At 67.3% G+C, this 19,235-nt stretch carries 17 protein-coding genes; 5 read left to right on the top strand and 12 right to left on the bottom strand.

What is annotated here, in order from left to right; genetic code table 11:
- Window positions 1–2 precede the first annotated feature (2 nt).
- The gene (locus DV027_RS04085) at window positions 3–200 is read right to left on the bottom strand and encodes a hypothetical protein (protein ID WP_130730654.1); all 198 of its coding nucleotides are present in this window, start codon (window positions 198–200) and stop codon (window positions 3–5) included.
- Here DV027_RS04085 and DV027_RS04080 point away from each other — a divergent pair.
- The 4 genes from DV027_RS04080 to infC all read left to right on the top strand — a co-directional run bounded on the left by DV027_RS04080 (window position 199) and on the right by infC (window position 4,696).
- A complete protein-coding gene (locus DV027_RS04080; protein WP_130730653.1) occupies window positions 199–1,065 on the top strand; it encodes a tetratricopeptide repeat protein in 867 nt (288 codons plus the stop codon). The two genes, DV027_RS04085 and DV027_RS04080, sit on opposite strands and share 2 nt — an antisense overlap.
- Window positions 1,066–1,068: 3 nt before the next feature.
- The gene (locus DV027_RS04075; RefSeq protein WP_130730652.1) at window positions 1,069–1,971 is read left to right on the top strand and encodes a glycosyltransferase family 9 protein; all 903 of its coding nucleotides are present in this window, start codon (window positions 1,069–1,071) and stop codon (window positions 1,969–1,971) included.
- A 42-nt stretch (window positions 1,972–2,013) separates the two neighbouring features.
- On the top strand, window positions 2,014–3,948 hold the full coding sequence (thrS, locus tag DV027_RS04070; RefSeq protein ID WP_130730651.1) for a threonine--tRNA ligase: 1,935 nt from the start codon (window positions 2,014–2,016) through the stop codon (window positions 3,946–3,948).
- A 226-nt stretch (window positions 3,949–4,174) separates the two neighbouring features.
- Window positions 4,175–4,696: a translation initiation factor IF-3 gene (gene infC / locus DV027_RS04065; RefSeq protein WP_061273391.1), complete on the top strand. Its 522-nt coding sequence runs from the start codon at window positions 4,175–4,177 to the stop codon at window positions 4,694–4,696.
- Window positions 4,697–4,815: 119 nt separating this feature from the next.
- Here the strand turns inward: infC and DV027_RS04060 are convergent, their stop codons facing one another.
- The 6 genes from DV027_RS04060 to hrpB all read right to left on the bottom strand — a co-directional run bounded on the left by DV027_RS04060 (window position 4,816) and on the right by hrpB (window position 12,332).
- Entirely contained in the window at window positions 4,816–5,565 is a 750-nt protein-coding gene (locus DV027_RS04060; protein WP_130730650.1) for an SIMPL domain-containing protein, read from the bottom strand.
- On the bottom strand, window positions 5,562–5,897 hold the full coding sequence (locus DV027_RS04055) for a hypothetical protein (RefSeq protein ID WP_130730649.1): 336 nt from the start codon (window positions 5,895–5,897) through the stop codon (window positions 5,562–5,564). Before DV027_RS04055 ends, DV027_RS04060 begins: the two co-directional genes overlap by 4 nt.
- 4 nt (window positions 5,898–5,901) lie before the next feature.
- Entirely contained in the window at window positions 5,902–7,485 is a 1,584-nt protein-coding gene (locus tag DV027_RS04050; RefSeq protein ID WP_130730750.1) for a sensor histidine kinase, read from the bottom strand.
- 174 nt (window positions 7,486–7,659) lie between these two features.
- Window positions 7,660–8,340 carry a response regulator transcription factor gene (locus DV027_RS04045; protein ID WP_130730648.1) on the bottom strand — a complete coding sequence of 227 codons (681 nt, stop codon included), beginning with the start codon at window positions 8,338–8,340 and terminating at the stop codon, window positions 7,660–7,662.
- Between the two features lie 31 nt (window positions 8,341–8,371).
- Window positions 8,372–9,592: a S1C family serine protease gene (locus tag DV027_RS04040; protein WP_130730647.1), complete on the bottom strand. Its 1,221-nt coding sequence runs from the start codon at window positions 9,590–9,592 to the stop codon at window positions 8,372–8,374.
- A gap of 181 nt (window positions 9,593–9,773) precedes the next feature.
- Window positions 9,774–12,332 (bottom strand): ATP-dependent helicase HrpB, encoded by a 2,559-nt coding sequence (gene hrpB, locus DV027_RS04035; RefSeq protein ID WP_242621716.1) that lies wholly within the window; start codon window positions 12,330–12,332, stop codon window positions 9,774–9,776.
- Window positions 12,333–12,426: 94 nt separating this feature from the next.
- Between hrpB and DV027_RS04030 the strand changes: the two genes are divergently transcribed.
- Window positions 12,427–14,526, top strand: a complete 2,100-nt coding sequence (locus tag DV027_RS04030) for a protein-disulfide reductase DsbD family protein (protein ID WP_130730748.1) — start codon at window positions 12,427–12,429, stop codon at window positions 14,524–14,526.
- 101 nt (window positions 14,527–14,627) lie between these two features.
- Here DV027_RS04030 and DV027_RS04025 read toward each other — a convergent pair whose 3' ends face one another.
- From DV027_RS04025 to DV027_RS04005, 5 genes are all read right to left on the bottom strand, one after another.
- The gene (locus DV027_RS04025; RefSeq protein WP_130730646.1) at window positions 14,628–15,545 is read right to left on the bottom strand and encodes a hypothetical protein; all 918 of its coding nucleotides are present in this window, start codon (window positions 15,543–15,545) and stop codon (window positions 14,628–14,630) included.
- A gap of 94 nt (window positions 15,546–15,639) precedes the next feature.
- Entirely contained in the window at window positions 15,640–16,620 is a 981-nt protein-coding gene (hslO, locus tag DV027_RS04020; RefSeq protein WP_130730645.1) for an Hsp33 family molecular chaperone HslO, read from the bottom strand.
- A 33-nt stretch (window positions 16,621–16,653) separates the two neighbouring features.
- A complete protein-coding gene (locus DV027_RS04015) occupies window positions 16,654–16,974 on the bottom strand; it encodes a hypothetical protein (protein WP_130730644.1) in 321 nt (106 codons plus the stop codon).
- Window positions 16,971–17,957 (bottom strand): ornithine carbamoyltransferase, encoded by a 987-nt coding sequence (argF, locus tag DV027_RS04010; RefSeq protein WP_130730643.1) that lies wholly within the window; start codon window positions 17,955–17,957, stop codon window positions 16,971–16,973. The genes DV027_RS04015 and argF overlap by 4 nt, the downstream gene beginning before the upstream one ends.
- Window positions 17,954–19,159 (bottom strand): aspartate aminotransferase family protein, encoded by a 1,206-nt coding sequence (locus DV027_RS04005; RefSeq protein WP_130730642.1) that lies wholly within the window; start codon window positions 19,157–19,159, stop codon window positions 17,954–17,956. The genes argF and DV027_RS04005 overlap by 4 nt, the downstream gene beginning before the upstream one ends.
- Window positions 19,160–19,235: the final 76 nt, after the last annotated feature.

Here is a 19,235-nt window from a genome sequence, read left to right as displayed (position 1 = left end):
TTTCACCATACCACGAACGCAATGGAACTGCACGGTCTGTGGATCAATGGGGCTTTGGCCTTGACCTTGGCTGCAGGCAGGGCGACGAATGCGCTAATGAGATCTTCTGCCCAGCCATTCTTTTGCGCGCCTGCCGCATGGCGCAGGCCCGCCGCAAGGCCGGTGCCGGTGTTTTCCTGTTCCCGGCGCACGGGTTTCATGGCTTTTGGCCTCGTGCTGGCCGCGGGCCTTGCGTGCGGGCGCGTCCGGGCTGATGAACCGGCCCCGGCAAAGGAGGCACCGCCGCCCATCGGCACGCCCTCATCCACCGCGCCCGCTGCACCGCAGGGCTGGGATTTCAGCCACTGCACCGCCACCCTGGCCGATGACCCCGATGGCGCCCGCGATTATGCCGAGGACTGGCGCAGCCATGGCGGCGGGCTCGAGGCCGAGCAATGCGCCGCCCTGGCCCAGATGGAACTTGGCGATGTCGCCACCGCCGCCACGGCGCTCGACCGCCTGGCACGCGTGCCCGACTGGCCGGCTGGCCCGCCCGCAGGCCGGCGCGGCGGCAGGGAGAGCGTGGCCGAAACACCCGCCTCCCGCCTGCGCCGCGCCAGCGTGGCGGAGGCGGCGGCCCGCGCCTGGCAGGCTGATGACAGCCCGAAACAGGCATTTGACAGCGCCACCTATGGCCTGACACTGGCCCCTGATGATCCGGCGCTGAAGCTGGTCTATGCGCGGGTGGCGGTGGAGCTTGGCCAGCCCCAGCGCGCCATCGACATGCTTACGCCGCTGCCATCCACGCCTGCCGCGCGTGATGAGGCGCTGGTGGCGCGCGCGGGGGCGTGGCGCAAGCTCGGGCGCATCGATCAGGGCATGGCCGACATCAATGCCGCCCTGCATGACATGCCCCATAACGGCGCGGCCCTGCTCGAGCGTGGCATCCTGTACCAGCGCCAGGGCCAGATGGAACAGGCCCGCGCCGACTGGCTCGATGTCGTGAAGCAGGCCCCGGACTCGGATGAGGCCGACCTTGCCCGTCAGGACCTTGCCCTGCTGGAAACCGACCCCGAGGCACCCTGACCGATGGCCCGCATTCTTGTCATCCGCCTGGGGGCCCTGGGCGATTTCGTGCAGTCCTTTGCCCCTTTCGCCGCCATCCGCGCCCATCATGCCCATGATGAGGTGGACCTGCTGACCCAGCCCCCCCTTGCCGAGCTCGGGCGTGCCTGCCCGTGGTTCGACCATGTGCTGCTCGACCACAGGCCGCCGTGGCGCGATATTGCCGCCATCATGGCGCTGCGGCGCATGCTGCGCGGGTATGACTTCATCTACGACCTGCAGACCTCGGGGCGCAGCACGCGCTATTTTCACCTCTCGGGGCACAGGGCGTGGTCGGGAATCGGGCGTGGCGCGCAGGCGGTTCATGACAACCCCCAGCGGCGCTTCATGCACACCCGCACGCGCCAGCGCGACCAGCTCAGGCGGGCGGGACTCGACCACCTGCCCGTGCCCGACCTGTCATGGCTGGCCCGTGGCGGCCCCGTGCTGCCAGCGCCCTATGCGGTGCTCGTGCCCGGTGCCGCGGCCCACCGCCCGGCCAAGCGCTGGCCGGTGGAGCGCTACGCGGCCCTTGCCGTGCGCCTGCACGCTCAGGGGCTGCTGCCCGTGATCGTGGGCGGGAAGGGCGAGACCGGGCTGGCCCGCACCATCCGCAACACCTGTCCTGATGCGGTGGACCTGACCGGGCGCACCACCTTGCTCGAACTCGGCGGCGTGCTGGCGCGCGCGGCCTGGGCCGTGGGCAATGATACCGGCCCCATGCACATGGCCGCCGCCCTCGGGGTCGCGTGCACCGTGCTGTTTTCTGCTGACAGCAACCCCGCGCTGACTGCCCCGGTAGGGGTGCGGGCAGGGCAGGTACAGGTGATTTATGTGCGTGATCTGGCCACCGTGCGCGTTGACAGGGTTGCGGCAACGCGCGCGTGACGCCATTACAGCGCAGTATCTTCTTACCGGAGCAATGAAACCATGCCTGCCATAACCCTGCCTGACGGATCCGTTCGCCGCTTTGACGGGGCAGTGACGGGCACTACCGTGGCGCAGTCCATCGGCGCCGGTCTCGCGCGCGCCGCCCTTGCCATGGAAGTGGATGGCAAGCTCATGGATATCGGCCGCGAGATCGACCATGACGCCAGCCTGCGCTTCATCACGCGCAAGGACCCCGAGGCGCTGGAAATGATCCGCCACGACGCCGCCCACGTTCTGGCCGAGGCCGTGCAGTCGCTCTTTCCCGGCACGCAGGTCACCATTGGCCCGTCGATCGAGAATGGCTTCTATTACGATTTCTACCGCAACGAGCCGTTCAGCCCGGAGGATTTCGCCGCCATCGAAAAGCGCATGGGCGAGATCGTGGCCGCCAACGAGCCCTTCGTGCGCGAGGCCTGGCCGCGGGAAAAGGCCATCGAATTCTTCGAGAACAGGGGCGAGCGCTTCAAGGCCGAGCTGATCCGCGACCTGCCGGCGGATGAGGAAATCTCGATCTACCGCCAGGGCGAATGGCTGGACCTGTGCCGTGGCCCGCATTTGCGCGGCACGGCCGATGTGGGCCATGCCTTCAAGCTGATGAAGGTGGCGGGCGCCTACTGGCGCGGCGACCACCGCAACCCCATGCTCACGCGCATCTACGGCACCGCCTGGCGCGACCGCAAGGAGCTTGAGGCCCACCTGCACCAGCTTGAGGAAGCCGAGCGCCGCGACCACCGCCGTATCGGCCGCGAGATGGACCTGTTCCACATTCAGGAAGAAGCCGTGGGCCAGATCTTCTGGCACCCCAAGGGCTGGCGTCTTTACACCGTGCTGCAGGACTACATGCGCCGCGCGCAGGACGGCAACGGCTACCAGGAAGTCCGCACCCCCCAGCTCGTTGACCGCGCCCTGTGGGAGGCATCCGGCCACTGGGACAAATACCGCGAGCACATGTTCATCGCCACCGTGGAGGACGAGGACAAGACCCTTGCCCTCAAGCCGATGAACTGCCCGTGCCATGTGCAGATCTTCCGCCACGGGCTGCGCTCGTATCGTGAACTGCCGCTGCGCATGGCGGAATTCGGGGCCTGCCACCGTTATGAGCCCTCGGGTGCGCTGCACGGCATCATGCGCGTGCGCGGCTTTACGCAGGATGACGCGCATATCTTCTGCACCGAGGACCAGATCGCCGATGAGACCGCGCGTTTCGTGCGGATGCTGGCCGATGTGTACCAGGACCTTGGATTCGAGCATTTCCGGGTCAAATTCGCCGATCGCCCCGAGCAGCGCGCGGGCGATGACGCGACATGGGACCGTGCCGAGAATGCCCTGAAAGTGGCCTGCGACATGGCGGGCGTCACCTACGAGCACAATCCGGGCGAAGGGGCCTTCTATGGCCCCAAGCTGGAATTCGTGCTGCGTGACGCCATTGGCCGTGACTGGCAGTGCGGCACGCTGCAGGTCGATTACGTGCTGCCCGAGCGGCTCGATGCCTCCTATGTGGGCGAGGACAGCGCGCGCCATCGCCCTGTCATGCTGCACCGGGCCATCCTTGGCTCGTTCGAGCGATTCCTTGGCATCCTGATCGAGCAGCATGCCGGGCGCTTCCCGCTTTGGCTGGCGCCGACCCAGGTGGTCGTGGCCTCGATCGTGACCGATGCGGCCGATTATGCCCAGCACGTGACCGACAGCCTGCGGGCGGCGGGGCTGGTGGTGGAAGCCGACCTGCGCAACGAGAAGATCAACGCCAAGATTCGCGAGCACAGCCTGGCGCGCGTGCCGGTCATCCTGGTGGTGGGCCGCAAGGAGGCGGAGGAAAACACCGTGGCCATGCGCCGCCTTGGCGGCAAGACGCAGGAGGTGCTGCCGCTGGAAGAAGCGGTCTCGGCCCTTGCATATGAGGCCCTGCCACCCGATATCCGTCGCAAGCGCGGCTGATTATCCCTGTCCCGTGCCGGAACTGCATGGCTGTTTTCGCGGGCACGGGACAAGACAGTACTTGATCTGGGGCGCGTCTTTGCGTCACATATCTTTCCATAATGTAAGGTCATTCCTTGCCCGCGTGTTTTTTCGTGGCTTTGCCCACGGCGCGTAGGCAGCGGGAATGGCCTTGCCTGCCGTTTGAATGCAACAGTTACAGGAGCTGACCATAGCCAGACCCCCGATGCCCACTCCGCCAAATCGAGAGGGCCCCCGCGTCAATGAAGAGATCCGCGTGCCGCAGGTGCGTCTGATCGATGAAGAGGGCGAGATGCTCGGCATCATGTCCACGCGTGATGCGCTGGCACGCGCCTATGCCGCCGGTCTTGACCTGCTTGAAATCAGCCCGAACGCCGAGCCGCCGGTGGCCAAGGTGCTCGATTACGGCAAGTTCAAATACGAGCAGCAGAAGAAGCGCAACGAAGCGCGCAAGAAGCAGAAAGTCATTGAAATCAAGGAAGTCAAGGTTCGCCCGAACATTGATGAAAATGACTATCAGGTGAAAATGCGCGCGATGAAGACCTTCATCGGCGAGGGCGACAAGGTGAAGGTGACCCTTCGCTTCCGTGGCCGCGAAATGGCGCATCAGGATCTGGGTGTGAAGGTTCTCGAACGTATCCGCGCCGAGATGGATGAACTGGCCAAGGTTGAGCATATGCCCAAGCTTGAAAACCGCCAGATGATTATGGTGCTGGCACCGCGTTGATCCCCCTTCAGGGGTGCAGGACGCAAAAGCCCGGAGGGATCACCCTCCGGGCTTTTTTTATGGATAAAAGCTTCAGAAGAATGCCGCCTTCTTGAAAAAAGGGCGGCACCCAAAACTTTTCAGGGCTTCAGGATCACCGTCGCCCGCACTGTCGCGGTGACATCCTGCTGGCCGGTGGGGGCTTCGGGGGCGGCTGCATCGGCCGGGGCCATGCGGGCCATCATCATCATGGGCATGGGGCGGGGGAAGTTCTGCTCCTCCAGCGCGACCGAACGGATGGAGGCCACTCTGAGCTTCAGCGTCGCCGCAGCCGCCTGCGCGCGGGCCTGCATGTCTTCCAGCGCCAGCGTTTCGGCCTTGCGGGTCAGTTCCGCGCGCCTGGTGCGTGAAAGCGACCAGTCCAGCCGGGTCAGCGCCAGGTTTTCGGCCTGGATGCGGCCCACGAGCGGCAGCAGCACCTTGCCGTCGGCTGCCGTCAGGCGCAGGCCCTGCCGCGCCACCCATTGCGGCTTGCGGTTCTGGTGCACATCGCCTTCATCATGATGCACGAAATAGGATTCGGCATTGATCACCAGCCCGTCCGTATGGGCAGTGGCGGCGATGGCCTTGCTGATGAGCGCATTGAGCTGCGCCTGGGCAGCGGCGGCGGTATCGGCCTGCGCCTCGGCGGTGAAGGTGGCGGTCAGTTCATCAGGCGGGGCCTGCACGGTGCCGGAGGCACTCAGTTCGAGCTCGGTGCCATCGGGGCGGGTGGAGTCGGGGGTCTGGGCCATGCCTGCTGTCGGGTGCAGCCCTGCCACCGCGAGCAGGCCGCACAGCGCCACCCTCTGGCTGGCGCGGGCGGGAAATGAAAAACGCGATCTGATCATGAATGCGTGGTCTCCTTGAGTTCAACCAACGCGCGACGCAGCCGTACGATGCCCGAGCGGATATGCCCCTCGCGGCACATGTCAGCGCCCTGCATGCGCAGGCTATCCACATCCTGCGGCAGGGCGGGGCCATAGGCATCGATGATGTTGAGCAGCCGGGTGCAATAGGCCTTGGTGTCGCTGGTAATGATCACCGGCTTGTCGCTTCCGCCATCACGCGCGGTCATGATCTGGGGCGTGCCCTCCGGCGGCGCGATCGGCGCGGGTGCTGCGCCGCACAGACAGAAACTCATCACGACGATGGCGGGCGTCACGGAGGATTGCAGGCTCATCGTGTTACTCTACGCTACTGTTCGTGTCGTGCTGATGGGGTAAAGGTGACGTTTGAGTCATGTCTGGTATGTGCGTCGATGAGGACGGGTCCTCCTCCGCTTTGGCCAGGGCGCTCGCGGCCACGGGCAGGGCGAGTGAAACCGTCAGCCCCGGCGCATGTGAGGAGAGATGCATCTGCCCCCCATGCAGCTGCACGATGGCCCTTACCATGGAAAGCCCCAGCCCCGAGCCGGGCGTGTGGCGGGCCTTCTCCGCGCGGAAGAAGCGCTCGGTCGCGCGCGCCATGTCCGCCTCGCTCATGCCGATGCCCTCGTCACTGACCGAAAGGTCGAGCATGCCCTCGCCCGTGGGGCCGGCCAGGCGCCCCGGCGCGCTCTCGCGCAACTGCGCGCGCACGAAGACCGTGCCGCCGGGGGGCGAGAATTTGATGGCGTTATCAAGCATGTTGGCCACCGCCTGCTGCACCAGCGAGCGGTCGCCGTAAAAGAACAGGCGGGCGGGCAGGTCGAGTGCGAGGGCAATGCCATGCTCCTCGGCCACGGCTTCATACAGGTCGGCCACGTCGCGCAGCACGGGCACGAGGTCAAAGGTCATGAACGCCGAGCGGCGCGCGCCGGCCTCGATCTGGGCAATGCGCAGCAGGGCCTCGAACACGGCGGTCACGTTATCAAGGTCGCCCACCGCGCGCTCGATCGCGCCACGCAGTTCATCGGGCGTACTGGCATGGAGGGCAGCATCTTCAAGCTGGGTGCGGGCGCGGGCGATGGGGGTGCGCAGGTCATGGGCAATGGCGTTTGACACCTGCCGCACGCCATCCATCAGGCGCACGATCCGGTCGAGCATTTCATTGATGGCCTCGGCCACCTGGTCCATCTCGTCGCCATTGCCGACCAGCGGCATGCGGCGGCTCAGGTCGCCATGCGCAATGGCGGAGGTGGTGCGCGCCACGGTCTTGACCATGCGGCGGAAGATGCGGTGCACCAGCACGGCCCCGCTTATGGCCAGCAGCGTGACCATGACCCACGCCCAGAGCAGCGAATCGGTCAGCAGGTGGCGCAGGATGCCGCGCGCGCGCACATCGCGCCCCACCAGCAGGCGGTAGCCGCTGTCCAGTTGGCCTTCGGTATGGGTCTGCGCCGTGCCGGGCAGGTTATAGCCATGGAGCTGGGCCATGCCGCGCAGCCCGGCGCGGGTATCGGGCAGGTTGTACCACCGGTCGGTATGCTCCACCCGGGCGGGCCAGGCGGAGACGTTGCCGGTCAGGTAATTGCCCTGCGGGTCAATGACCAGGTAGATCGCGTCATCATCAAGGTTCTGTTCAAGCCGGTCCTCGATGGTCAGGGCCAGCGTGGGCAGGCCGCCCATCATCCAGCGCTCGGCCAGGCCGCGTGCGTCGGCGTTGATGGCGGTTTCCACCTGGCGCTCAAGGAACCCGATCGTGCCCCACCACATGAACGACATGAACAGGATGGAAGACAGCGCGAACATCGTGCCATAGGCCAGCGAAAAGCGCAGGCTGGCCGACCGCCACGCCCGCCAGCGCGAGCGGCGCGGCAGGGTGGGGGTGGAAAAGGCGGGCGTTGTCATGGCCACCCGCGCAGGGGGCATCCATGCAGGCACCCCCCATGCAGGTGCCACCGGGCATGGGCCGGGCCATGCGCGCGCCCTGCTGCGGCCCGGCCCGGGGCTGTGCCGTGGGGTGGGCTGCCCTGCGCCTGAGAGGGCGCGCGGCTGCCCCCGTGGTGTGGAAGGTGCGGCCTGTTACTCGGCACGCAGCATGTACCCCGCATTGCGGATGGTATGGATGAGGGGGGTGCCGAAGGGCTTGTCCACCTTCTGGCGCAGGCGCGAGACATGCACGTCGATCACGTTGGTCTGCGGGTCGAAATGGTAGTCCCACACGCCCTCGAGCAGCATGGTGCGGGTCACGACCTGGCCTGCGTGGCGGGCGAGATATTCCAAAAGGCGGAATTCACGCGGCTGGAGGTCGATCTTCTGCCCCGCCCGGCGCACCGTGCGCGAGAGCAGGTCGATCTCGAGGTCTGCCACTTCCAGCTTGGTCTGGGGCGCGGTCTCGGTGCGCCCCCGGCGGCCAAGGGCCTCGACGCGGGCCAGCAGCTCGCTGAAGGCGAACGGCTTGGTCACATAGTCATCGCCGCCCGCCTTGAGGCCCTGCACGCGGTCATCCACATCGGCCAGCGCCGAGAGCAGCAGCACGGGGGTGGTGTTGTTCTGCGCGCGGATGGTCTCGAGCAGGCGCACGCCATCAATGCCGCCGGGCAGCATGCGATCGAGTATGATCAGGTCGAACTTTTCGCTCACGGCCATGAACAGGCCGTCCTTGCCGTTATCGGTCATTTCGACCAGGTGGCCTGCCTCCTTCAGGCCCTTGGCCACGAAAGAGCGGACGGTGGGGTCATCTTCAACAACAAGAATATGCAAAACGGCCTCGTGTCGGTTGGGGCGGGGTCGGTCAGTCGTCCATGTCTTCGTCGGGGCGGTGGCCCACGCAGGCCTCCAGGCTCATGGTATCGTGGCGGCGGCGGATGTGCAGTGTTACGGTAGAGGCAGGCCGCTTCGCCGCGATCGAGCGGATCAGCATGCGCGCGGTGTCGATCGGCTCGTCATTTACCGCCGTAATGACATCGCCAATACGCAGGTGCGCTTTCATGGCCGGGCCGTCGCGGTCTATCCCCACGATCTGCACGCCGCCATGACCCGCGCCGTCGGCCAGTGTAACACCAAGCCAGCCACGGTCTATATGCCCGTTATGGCGCAGTTCTTCCACAATCGGGGCCACGATCTCCGATGGCAGGCCAAAGCCGATGCCCACCGAGCCGCCGGTGGGCGAGACGATGGCCGTGTTCACCGCCACCACCTGCCCGCCCAGATTGAAGGACGGCCCGCCGGAATTGCCGGGATTGATGGGCGCGTCGATCTGGAAAAAATCATCGAAGGGGCTGGTGCCGATATCACGCCCCCGCGCCGATACGATGCCCGCGGTCACACTCGAGCCCAGCCCGAACGGGTTGCCCGCCGCCATGATCCAGTCACCGATATTGACCAGCCTGCTGTCGCCCCACGGCACGAAGGGCATGGGATGGGCGGCATGGATCTGGATCACCGCGATATCGGTCAGGTCGTCGCTGCCCACCAGGCGGGCCGGGAACTCGGTGCCATCGGAGAGCGAGACGGTAATCTGGTCAGCGCCCCCCACCACATGCGCGTTGGTCACGATCACGCCGCCGGGGTCGATCAGGAAGCCCGAGCCCGCGCCCAGCATTTCCTCGCCATGGGCGCGCATGCGTTCGCGGAACTTATGCTCGAACGGTGTGCCCTTCACGCTTGGTGGCAGGGGCTGGCGGGTTGCGGCCTGGTGGCTGTCCTGCGCCTGCGATACGGCGATGTTCACCACGGCGGGGCCAACCTGGCGCACCAGGGGGGCGAAGGTGAGCGGCCCGGTCTGCACCACCGGCGGCACGGGGGGCGCGAACAGCGAGGGATTGGCGGCCACGGCGGGTGCCGGTGCCGCCACGTCCTGCGCAAGCGCCTCCGTTCCCGCGCCGGTCATGCCCAGCAGCAGGACCGGGAACAGGCGTGAAGCCGGACGGGCCGTGGCGATCCATGTCATGCCGGTGGGTGGGGGAATGCGTTCATGATGACGCATGTTATCCGAAAAAAGCGGCAATGCCATGTCTGCATGGCATGGTAGGTGCAGATGCATGCGTTTTTCGGGGCTGTCTGCCAAGACCGCACCCCACGGGCTGAAAACCACAAGGCATCCTGGGTGAAGATTTTTTTAAAAAGCTTTGAAACGATACTGCTTTCTTGGGGAAAGGGGGCAGCTGGAATCTTTTATTATTTTAATCTGGTTCCTACGTCCCCCGGCGCGGGCGTGGCGGCGGAGGGCTGGCTGTAGCCGGGTTCTCGGGCCAGTCGTGGCGGGGGTAGAGCCCGCGCATGTCGCGCCGCATGTCCGCCCATGACCCGGCCCAGAACCCGGCAAGGTCCGCCGTGATCGCCTGCGGCCTGCCCGCGGGTGAAAGCAGAGCGATGCGCAGGTCGAGCCTGCCATCGGCCAGGCGCGGGGTCTGGGTCACGCCATAGAAGGTCTGGGCGCGCGCGGCGGCAACCGGCACGGGTTGCAGGTAGTCGATCGCGGCGCGCCCGCCGGGCAGGTCAAGATGGGTGGGCAGCATGCGGTCCAGCCATTTCAGGCTGGCATGGTCCATGGTGGCGCGCAGCATGGCCAGCAGGTCCATCTCCGCCAGGGCGGACAGGCGGTTGACCCCGGCAAGCCACGGGGCAAGCCATGTTTCGGTGGTGGTGGCGAGTGCTGCATCCGACAGGTCAGGCAGGTCGGGGCGGTCAAGCTGCGTGCGGGCGGTCTCCACCCGCGCCTGAAGCTGGCGGCACGCATCGGACCATGTAAGCGTGGCGGCAAGGTTCTGCGCTGCCTGCGCGCACAGCAGGGCGCAGACCTCATCGGCGCTGGCTGTAACCGTGCGGTCGCGCAGCACGAGGGTGCCCAGCCGCAGCCTGCGCCGCGCCATTACGCTGCCCGTGGTGGTGTCGAGCGTGGTTTCCACCTGTTCCTTCGCACGCGCCAGCAGGATTTGCGGCAGGTTGTCGCGCTCCAGCGGGGCGGCAAGGCAGATCTCGGCGGCCTTGCGCACATGCATGCCCGCCACCGCCAGCAGGGTGCTGCGCGCCAGTTCGTCAGTCTTGGCAAGCCGTGCGCTGCCACCGCCCGCCAGCCGGAAGGAGCCGACATCACCCCGCGCCTGCGCCACCCGGTCGGGGAAGGCGGCGGCAATCAGGGCGGCAGGATCGCCCGCCGCCTCGATGTCGCGGCCCAGCCCCAGCCGCCTGCGATACTGCCGGGCGGCGTGGCGGATGCGCGAGAGAGCCGCGCGGTCGGCATCGGGGTGGTCGCCGCCCGCGATCAGGTCCAGGCGCAGGCGGATATCGGCAGGCGCTGCGGGTGGCGCACCCCGGCTGCCACCTGCGGGGCGACGCGGGCGCAGCGGGTCGCGTTCCTCCAGCAGGGCGGCGATATCGGCGGCCATGGCGCGTTCGGCGGGCGTGCGGGCGGCCAGCATCATGGCGGCTAGGCGGGGGTGCGCACCAAGGGCCGCCATGCGCGTGCCCTCGGCCGTGATCCGGCCCGCCTCATCAAGCGCGCCAAGGGCTTCAAGCAGGGTGCGCCCGGCCTCGAACGCGCCATTGGGGGGCGTATCGGGAAAGGGCAGGTCAGCGGGCGCGGTGCCCATGGCCTCCTGCCAGGCAGCGGCATCAAGCCGCAGACCGGTCAGTTCGGCCTCCATCATTTCCGGCTGGTCATGCGGCGGCATGGCGCGGGTGGTCATTTCCGTCCACAGCCTTATGGCGATGCCGGGCGCCACGCGGCCCGCACGGCCCGCGCGCTGCCGGGCGGCCGCGCGCGAGATGCGCACCGTATCGAGTCGCGTCAGCCCCGTGCCCACGTCCAGCCGGGGCACGCGGCGGAACCCGCCATCAACCACAATGCGCACGCCCGGCACGGTGAGCGAGGTCTCGGCAATGGAGGTGGACAGGATCACCCGCCTGCGCCCGGCGAGGTGGGGCGTAAGTGCCAGGTCCTGCTCGGCAGGGGGGAGTTCGCCATAAAGCGGCAGCACATCGGCATCGATGCCCGCAAGGGCCGTGCGTGCGCGGTGGATCTCGGCCACGCCGGGCAGGAAGGCCAGCACGTCGCCTTCATCCTGCGCAATGGCGGTGCGGATGGCTGCGGCCATGGCATCGGGCAGGTCGCGGCGGTGCACGAGGTCGCGCGTGGCGTGGCGGATTTCCACAGGGAACATCCGGCCTTCGCTTTCCACCAGTCCGGCGTTCATGCGTTTTGCCAGCGCCGCGCCATCCATGGTGGCCGACATGGCCACCAGCTTCAGTTCCGGCCGCAGGCTGCGCTGCAGGTCTAGGCAGAAGGCAAGGGCTGCATCGGCATCGACCGAGCGTTCATGGATTTCATCAAAGATCACGCAGGCCACGCCATCAAGCGTGGGGTCGGACAGCAGGCGGCGCACCAGCAGCCCCTCGGTTATCACCTCGATGCGGGTGCGCTCCGAGGTCGCGCCATCAAGCCGGGTGCGGTAGCCCACCAGCCCGCCAACCGGCTCACCCATCAGTTCCGCCATGCGGGTGGCCGCCGCCCGCGTGGCCAGCCTGCGCGGCTCGAGCATGAGGATGCGCCCCTCGCCACGCCATGGCGCATCAAGCAGGGCCAGCGGCACCAGCGTGGTCTTGCCCGCACCCGGCGGGGCGACCAGAACTGCATTGGATGCGTGCGCCAGCGCGGCCTGAAGGGCGGGCAGGGCATCGGCTACGGGCAGGGCGGCAGCGTTCTGGGCTACAAGCGCATGCAGCCGGTTTTGCAAGGTTGGGTCGAAAGCCATATCTTCATCTTATGGCGTCGGGCATGGTGGCGGGGCAATCCTTGCCGTGCCGTGTGGCTGCGTTTTTCCTCATCCCCTGTTTTCTGGTGGAGTACTGTCCGTGCCCTTTCTGTGGCTTGTGTCGATCCTGTGCATGCTGGTCACGGCCCTGCCGGTTGCCCGCGCAGCCCAGAGCGACCCCGTAACCTCGACCCGCGCCACCGCCACGCTGGTCACGGATGATGACACCTACAGCCCCGGCCGCGCCCTGCATGTGGGGCTGCGCCTGCAGCTTACCCCCGGCTGGCACACCTACTGGCTCAACCCCGGCGATGCGGGCGATGCGCCCACCCTCGTGGTGAACGCGCAGGGCGGGGCCACCGGGCGGGCCAGCACCATTGAATGGCCCACGCCGCGCGTGCTGCATGAGGGGCCGCTGACATCCTACGCCTATACCGGCGACGTGCTGCTGCCCGTCACGCTCACCCCCGTGGCAGGCGAAGGCGAGGGGCCGCTTACGCTCAATGCCGTGGCGGAGTGGCTGGTCTGTGCCGAGGTCTGCGTGCCCGAGCACGGCACGTTCAGCCTGAGCCTGCCGCGCGGGGCGGCCCAACCCTCGGCGCAGGCCGCAGCCTTTGCACAGGCGGCGGCGGCCCGGCCCGTGGCCTCGCCCTTTGCGGCCAGGCTCTCGCCGGAAGGGATCATGCAGTTGCGCGGGCGCGAACTTTCGCCCGACAGCGTGCGCGATGCCTGGTTCATGCCCGAGGTGGCGGGCGCGATCGATCAGGACGCCGCGCAGGCGCTCACGGTGCGCGATGGCGTGGTGCAGCTTGCGCTCCATCCGGGGCCGGAATTCCACGGGGGCGCCAACCTGTCCGGCATCGTGGTGCTGCGTGACGGCATGGGGCGCGAGCGCGGGTTGCAGGTCAGGCCGGAACCGGGAACGGTAAGCGTTCTTGCCGCGCCCGTGGCAGCGCCGGATGCACGCGCCAATGTGGGCGTGCTGCTGCTCATGGCGTTTGCGGGCGGCGTGATCCTGAACCTCATGCCCTGCGTCTTTCCCGTGCTGGCCATGAAGATCCTCGCCCTTGAGCGCATGGCGCGCGGGGCGCGGGGCGCGGCGCTGGCGGGGGCGGCGGCCTATGGCGCGGGCGTGGTGGTGTCCTTTGTGGCCCTTGGCGGCGTTATTGCGGCATTGCGCGTGGCGGGCCATCAGGCAGGGTGGGGGTTCCAGTTCCAGTCCGTGGGGTTCGTGACCGTCATCTGCCTGCTGCTGTTTGCCGTGGCCCTCAACCTGCTTGGCGTGTTCACCATCGGGTTGCGGCTGATGGGGGTGGGGAGCAGCCTGCCCGCCCATGCCGGTGATTTCCTGACCGGCGTGCTGGCGGTGGTGCTGGCCTCGCCGTGCACGGCACCGTTCATGGGGGCGGCGGTGGCTGCCGCCCTTGCGGCCTCGCCCGTGGTGGGCGTGGTGGTTTTTGCTGCCCTCGGGCTGGGGCTGGCCGCACCTTACCTTGTGCTGGCCGCCATGCCGGGCCTGCTGGCGTGGCTGCCCAGGCCGGGCCGGTGGATGGAAACGGTGCGCACCCTGCTGGCGCTGCCGGTGCTGGCCACCTGCGTGTGGCTGGGCTGGGTGGCGAAGCTGGAAGGCGGCATGGATGCCCTCACCCTGCTGGGCGCGGGGCTGGTGCTTGTTGGCATTGGCTGCTGGAGCCTGCGGTGCGCCAACCGGCTGGACCTGCGTGATGCCATGGAGGGCCGGGCCGGGCTGTACCGCGCGGTGGCCACATTGAGCCTGCTGGCGGCCTTCATTGGCGGCGCGGTGCTGCCGCCCGCCACGCTGCATGACCGGGGCACTGCGCGGGTGGCCGATGGCAGCTCCGCCTATTCCCCCACCCGCCTGGCCGAATTGCGCAGGCAGGGGCGGCCCGTCTTTGTGGACATGACGGCGGCGTGGTGCATTTCATGCCTGGTCAATGAGCGCGTGGCCCTGTCGAGCCAGAGCGTGCAGAAGGCCTTTGCCCAGCGCGGCATTATCTACATGAAAGGCGACTGGACCCTGCGCGATGCGGCCATTACCGCCTTTTTGCAGGCCCACGGGCGCGATGGGGTGCCGTTTTACGCCTATTACCCGGCTCACGGGGAGGAAGTGATCCTGCCCGAAATCCTCACCCCCGCCATCGTGCTGGACACGATTGCGCCTGCGGGTAAATGACCTGCACAGGCAGAGCAGAGAAAAGTTTTTGGTAAAGCTTTTTTCAAAAAGCTTTGAAAGAACGCCGCCTTTTTAAAAAAGGCGGTGCCCTGAAACGTTTCTTACTGGCCCGTGCCGCCCGGCAGGCTCAGGGTGCCCGGCGGCGGTGAGCGCAACTGCGGGGTCGGTGCGGCGGTATCGCTGCCTTCGGATGAATATCCTTCGGGGAAAATCGCATCCGGTTCCTCATGGATGGCCTTGGGCCGCGCGGGTGCGGCGGTTGCCGCCGGGGTGGGCGCGGCCTCCGGGTGGTCATCGGTCGGGCCGCCGCCGATGGTCATGGTATCCGCCCCGGTGGCCGGGCTGGCGGGGGAGGTGGTGACGGCGGGCGTATCGCCATCAAGCGGCTGGGCGGCCACGCTGCCCGGCGCCTGCGGTGTGACCAGCCAGTTGCCCAGGTTGGTGCGGATCTGGCTTGCCAGTTCCTGGTTCATGTCCTGCAGCATGAGGTTGGTCAGGGTGTTCAGGTTCTCGGGCGTGTCGCTGTTGCCGTGCTTCTTCTTGGGGTCGAACGAGCGGGTGACCTGGGCCACGGCATAGCCGGTGCGGCGGCCATCGGCGGAGGTCACGTCCAGATGCACGTTCAGCTGCCCGTCAAGGATGCCGCCCGGCTCATGCAGGATGGAAACGCGGTCGATGGTGAACGTGCCGCTGCCGCCGCTGCCTGCGGCCAGCAGCCGGTCATGCGCCAGCTGCTTGAGCAGGTCATCGGGCGGGTTGGGCGCGCGGCCCGACAGGTCGCCCGGCACCAGGCCCGGCCCGCCCCGGTCCACCACCGATATGGTGGCCACATTCAGGCTCAGCGGCGGCTCATCGCCATATTGCGGCCCGGCGAAGGTGGTCGGCTCGTCATGGTGGTGGCGGCTGTAGGCGGGCGCGCTGACCGCAGTGAGCGCAATGAGGGGCAGGCCTGCGGCCAGCACCACGCGCAGGCTGCGGCGGAACGACAGGGTGCTAAGCGGCGAACGGTTCGGTCGCATGGATATATCCCGATAACGGCTGGCGCACGCGGCGCGGTCGGTCGATCAGGAATGTGATCGTGCCATGTCCCGCGCCGGGTGGATAGGGGCTGTGTCAGGCGGTCTTGCCGCTGATCTCGCTGCGCTGGAAGTGGAAGTCATGGTTGCAGAACTGGCAGTTCATGGTGATCGTGCCGTCCTTGGCAATATGGTCGAGGTCATCGAGCGAAAAGGTTTCCAGCAGGCTCGACAGGCGCGCGCGCGAGCAGCGGCAGCCAAAGGCCAGCGCGCGGGGCTGGCCCGTAATCAGTCCCTCCGCATGGAACAGGCGGTACAGCAGGTCGGCCGAGCCAAGCCGGTCATCGAGCACTTCGCGTGCGGTGAGTGTTGTGGCGAGCGTGATGGCGGTCTCCCACGCATCCTCGCCTTCCTCCGGCGTTACGCCGGATTCGATGCCGCCGCCCATGGCGATCTTTTCCATCACCAGCGCGCCCGCGCGCCAGCCGGCTTCCGTCTTGTCACAGAACAGCTTGACCCAGCAGGCATGCTGCTCGGAGGTGGCGAAGTAGTGCGCCGCCATTTCCGACAGGCTCTCCCCGCTGATCTCGACAATGCCCTGATGGATGTCGGTATCGGGCCCCTGGTCCACGCTGAAGGCAATATAGCCCTTGCCCAGCAGGTCGCTCGCCGTCGGGTTGGGGTTGGCCTTGAGCAGTTCGGCCACCGCCTCGTCATCCGAGCGGGCATGAAAGCGCAGCGCGCCCGCATCGGTGCAGTCGGCCAGCAGCAGGCTCAACGGGCCATCGCCCTTGGCCTGTAGCGAGAACGACCCCTGAAATTTGAGCGCCGAGGCCAGGGCCGCCACCAGCGCCAGAGCCTCGCCTGCCAGCCTGAGCACGCAGTCGGGGTTGTCGTGGCGGGTCAGCAGCATATCGGTCAGCACGCCCGGCCGCACGAGGCGGCCGCGCACGGGCCGGTTGTCAAGATAGAACGGCACCACGCCCTGCGGCACGACCAGATCGGGCGTGTCGGGGCGGCTGGTGTCGAGAAAGGCGGGGGAGGAAATATTGGAGGTCATGGCACAAACCCGCTGCATCACGCCCCGCCGTGGTAGCGGGGCGCTGGGAAATCAGAGGTTGGCGGTAATATCCGCCTCCAGCGCTTCAAGGCGCTGGTCGAGGTCTTCAAGCCTGGCGGCAGGCAGCAGGCCCGTGTTTTCCACGGCGCTGAGGGCCTGCTGGCGGCAGCGGTCATGCTCCATGTCCAGGTCCTGCGTGCGGCCCGCACCGGCAAGGCAGTCCAGATAGGCATCGCGGATGGTGTCAAGCCGGGCGTCATGCACCGGCAGGGCCGCGAAAATGTCGCGCGCGCTCTTTTCCGCCCAGCCGGGCACCTCGGGCGTGTCTTCGGTGCCGGTGGGCAGGGCAGGCTGTTCGGCGGGGCCGGTCATGGGTTGGGTTCCTTTCCATATTGCTGCCAGTCCGCGCCACACAGCGCCCAGACCAGAATGCCCTTCTGTGCGTGCAGGCGGTTCTCCGCCTCATCGAACACGACGGAGCGGGGGCCTTCAAACACGTCTTCGGTCACTTCCTCCCCGATATGGGCAGGCAGGCAGTGCAGGAAAAGGGCATCGGGGGCGGCATGCGCCATCAGCGCCGCGTCAACCCGGTAGGGCTCGAACGCGCTCACCCGCTGGTCGGATGCCTTGTCGGACATGCTGACCCAGGTATCGGTAATGATCGCATCAGCGCCTTTTACCGCCACAGTCGGGTCGGTCGTGACCGTGATGTCGGCGCCATGTTCGCGTGCCCAGGCCACGGCCGCGACCGAGGGCGCATGGGTGGGCGGCGTTGCCAGCCGCAGGTGGAAGCCGAACAGGGCGGCCGCCTCGATGAAGGAGGTGGCGACATTGTTGCCATCACCCACCCAGGCCAGCGTGCGGCCTTTGATCGGGCCGCGATGTTCCTCGAACGTCATGATGTCGGCCATGATCTGCACGGGGTGCGAATCCGGTGTCAGGCCGTTGATGACCGGCACGCTGCTCCACCGCGCCAGCTCGCGCAGGTTCTCGGTCCTGCCGGTGCGCAGCACGATGGCATCGACAAAGCGCGAGAGCACGCGCGCCGTGTCGGCAATGCTCTCGCCGCGGCCGAGCTGCATGTCGGATGGCGCAAGCAGCACCACGTTGCCGCCAAGCTGCTGCATGCCCACTTCAAACGACACGCGGGTGCGCGTGGAAGGCTTGGAGAGCATCAGCCCCAGCGCGCGGCCACGCAGCGGCAGGGCCGGGTGCATCGGGCGCGCCCGGTGGTCCTGCATGCGCTTGATGCCGCTGGCCACGTCAAGGATGGCGCGCAGCGTTGTGGCGTCGATTTCCTTGAGGTCAAGGAAATGGCGGGGCGTGACATGGGTGGGGGTGCGCAGCGCGTTCATGCCACGGTCTCCGCATTGGTGGCCGCGAGGTGGGCCTGCACCCGCGCAGCCGCCCGGTCCAGCATGGACAGGGCTTCGGCGCAGTCGGCCTCGGTCACGGTCAGGGGGGGGAGGAGGCGCAGCACGTTGTCGCCCGCCGTCACGCACAGCATGCCTTCGCCCACCGCCGCATTCTGCACCAGCGCCACGTCGGGCCTGCACTTGAGGCCAATGAGCAGCCCGAGGCCGCGATGGGCGGTGAAGATGCCGGGATGGGTTGCGATCAGCTGGTCAAAGCCTGCGTCAAGCTGAGCCGCGCGCGCGCGCACGCCTTCAAGGAAGCCGGGGGCGAGGATGATGTCGAGCACGGCGTTGGCGGCGGCGCAGGCCAGCGGGCTGCCGCCAAAGGTGGTGCCGTGGCTGCCCGGGGTCATGTGCCTTGCAATGGTCTCGGTGGTCAGCACCGCCCCCATGGGGAAGCCGCCCGCAATGCCCTTGGCGGTGGACAGGATGTCAGGGGTTATGTCCGACCATTCATAGGCGAACAGGCGGCCGGTGCGGCCCATGCCGCACTGCACCTCGTCCACGCCCAGGAACAGGCCGTATTCATCGCACGCGGCCCGCAATTCGCGCATGAAGCGCGGGTCGGCCACATGGATGCCGCTCTCGCCCTGCACCGGCTCGATCATGATGCCTGCCGTCTCGGCGCCAATGGCGTCGCGCACGGCGTTCATGTTGTTGAGCGGCACATGGTCGAAGCCTTCCACCCGGGGGCCGAAGCCATCAAGGTATTTGGCGTTGCCGGTGGCCGACAGGGTTGCCAGCGTGCGCCCGTGAAAGGCGCCGTTGAAGCAGATGATGCGCGTGCGCTCGGGGTGGCCGGACTTGGCCTGCGCGCGGCGGATCATCTTGATCATGCCCTCGTTGGCTTCCGCGCCCGAATTGCAGAAGAAGGCGCTGTCGGCAAAGCTGTTGGCCACCAGCCGCTCGGCCAGCTGCTCTGCCTGCGGCACGCGATACAGGTTGGAGACATGCATGACACGCTGCGCCTGCTGCGCGATGGCCTGCACCAGATGAGGGTTGTTGTGCCCGACCGAGGAGGTGGCGATGCCGGAGCCGAAATCGAGGAATCGTCGCCCGTCCACCGTGTACAGCCAGGCACCTTCGCCACGCTCGAAAGCGAGGTCGGCGCGATTGTAATTCGGCATCAGGGCGGAAATCATGGAATGGCCTTGCGATTTCGGTTCAAAGAAAAAAGAATGATGGTCCAGAAACGAAAACAACCCACCGCTCGGGGTG

This window comes from Komagataeibacter xylinus (genome assembly GCF_004302915.1).
GTDB classification, from domain to species: Bacteria; Pseudomonadota; Alphaproteobacteria; order Acetobacterales; family Acetobacteraceae; genus Komagataeibacter; species Komagataeibacter xylinus_C.
This window is presented reverse-complemented; position numbering and strand designations above follow the sequence as displayed.

Excerpts from the sequence above, each read along its gene's own strand:
- hrpB (WP_242621716.1), bottom strand. The coding sequence starts at position 12,332 with ATGGCTTTCGACCCAACCTTGCAAAACCGGCTGCATGCGCTTGTAGCC.
- DV027_RS04075 (WP_130730652.1), top strand. The coding sequence starts at position 1,069 with ATGGCCCGCATTCTTGTCATCCGCCTGGGGGCCCTGGGCGATTTCGTG.
- DV027_RS04015 (WP_130730644.1), bottom strand. The coding sequence starts at position 16,974 with ATGACCGGCCCCGCCGAACAGCCTGCCCTGCCCACCGGCACCGAAGAC.
- DV027_RS04060 (WP_130730650.1), bottom strand. The coding sequence starts at position 5,565 with ATGATCAGATCGCGTTTTTCATTTCCCGCCCGCGCCAGCCAGAGGGTG.
- DV027_RS04055 (WP_130730649.1), bottom strand. The coding sequence starts at position 5,897 with ATGAGCCTGCAATCCTCCGTGACGCCCGCCATCGTCGTGATGAGTTTC.
- DV027_RS04050 (WP_130730750.1), bottom strand. The coding sequence starts at position 7,485 with ATGACAACGCCCGCCTTTTCCACCCCCACCCTGCCGCGCCGCTCGCGC.
- infC (WP_061273391.1), top strand. The coding sequence starts at position 4,175 with ATGCCCACTCCGCCAAATCGAGAGGGCCCCCGCGTCAATGAAGAGATC.
- hslO (WP_130730645.1), bottom strand. The coding sequence starts at position 16,620 with ATGCAGCGGGTTTGTGCCATGACCTCCAATATTTCCTCCCCCGCCTTT.
- argF (WP_130730643.1), bottom strand. The coding sequence starts at position 17,957 with ATGAACGCGCTGCGCACCCCCACCCATGTCACGCCCCGCCATTTCCTT.
- DV027_RS04085 (WP_130730654.1), bottom strand. The coding sequence starts at position 200 with ATGAAACCCGTGCGCCGGGAACAGGAAAACACCGGCACCGGCCTTGCG.
- DV027_RS04025 (WP_130730646.1), bottom strand. The coding sequence starts at position 15,545 with ATGCGACCGAACCGTTCGCCGCTTAGCACCCTGTCGTTCCGCCGCAGC.
- DV027_RS04005 (WP_130730642.1), bottom strand. The coding sequence starts at position 19,159 with ATGATTTCCGCCCTGATGCCGAATTACAATCGCGCCGACCTCGCTTTC.
- DV027_RS04040 (WP_130730647.1), bottom strand. The coding sequence starts at position 9,592 with ATGGCATTGCCGCTTTTTTCGGATAACATGCGTCATCATGAACGCATT.
- thrS (WP_130730651.1), top strand. The coding sequence starts at position 2,014 with ATGCCTGCCATAACCCTGCCTGACGGATCCGTTCGCCGCTTTGACGGG.
- DV027_RS04080 (WP_130730653.1), top strand. The coding sequence starts at position 199 with ATGGCTTTTGGCCTCGTGCTGGCCGCGGGCCTTGCGTGCGGGCGCGTC.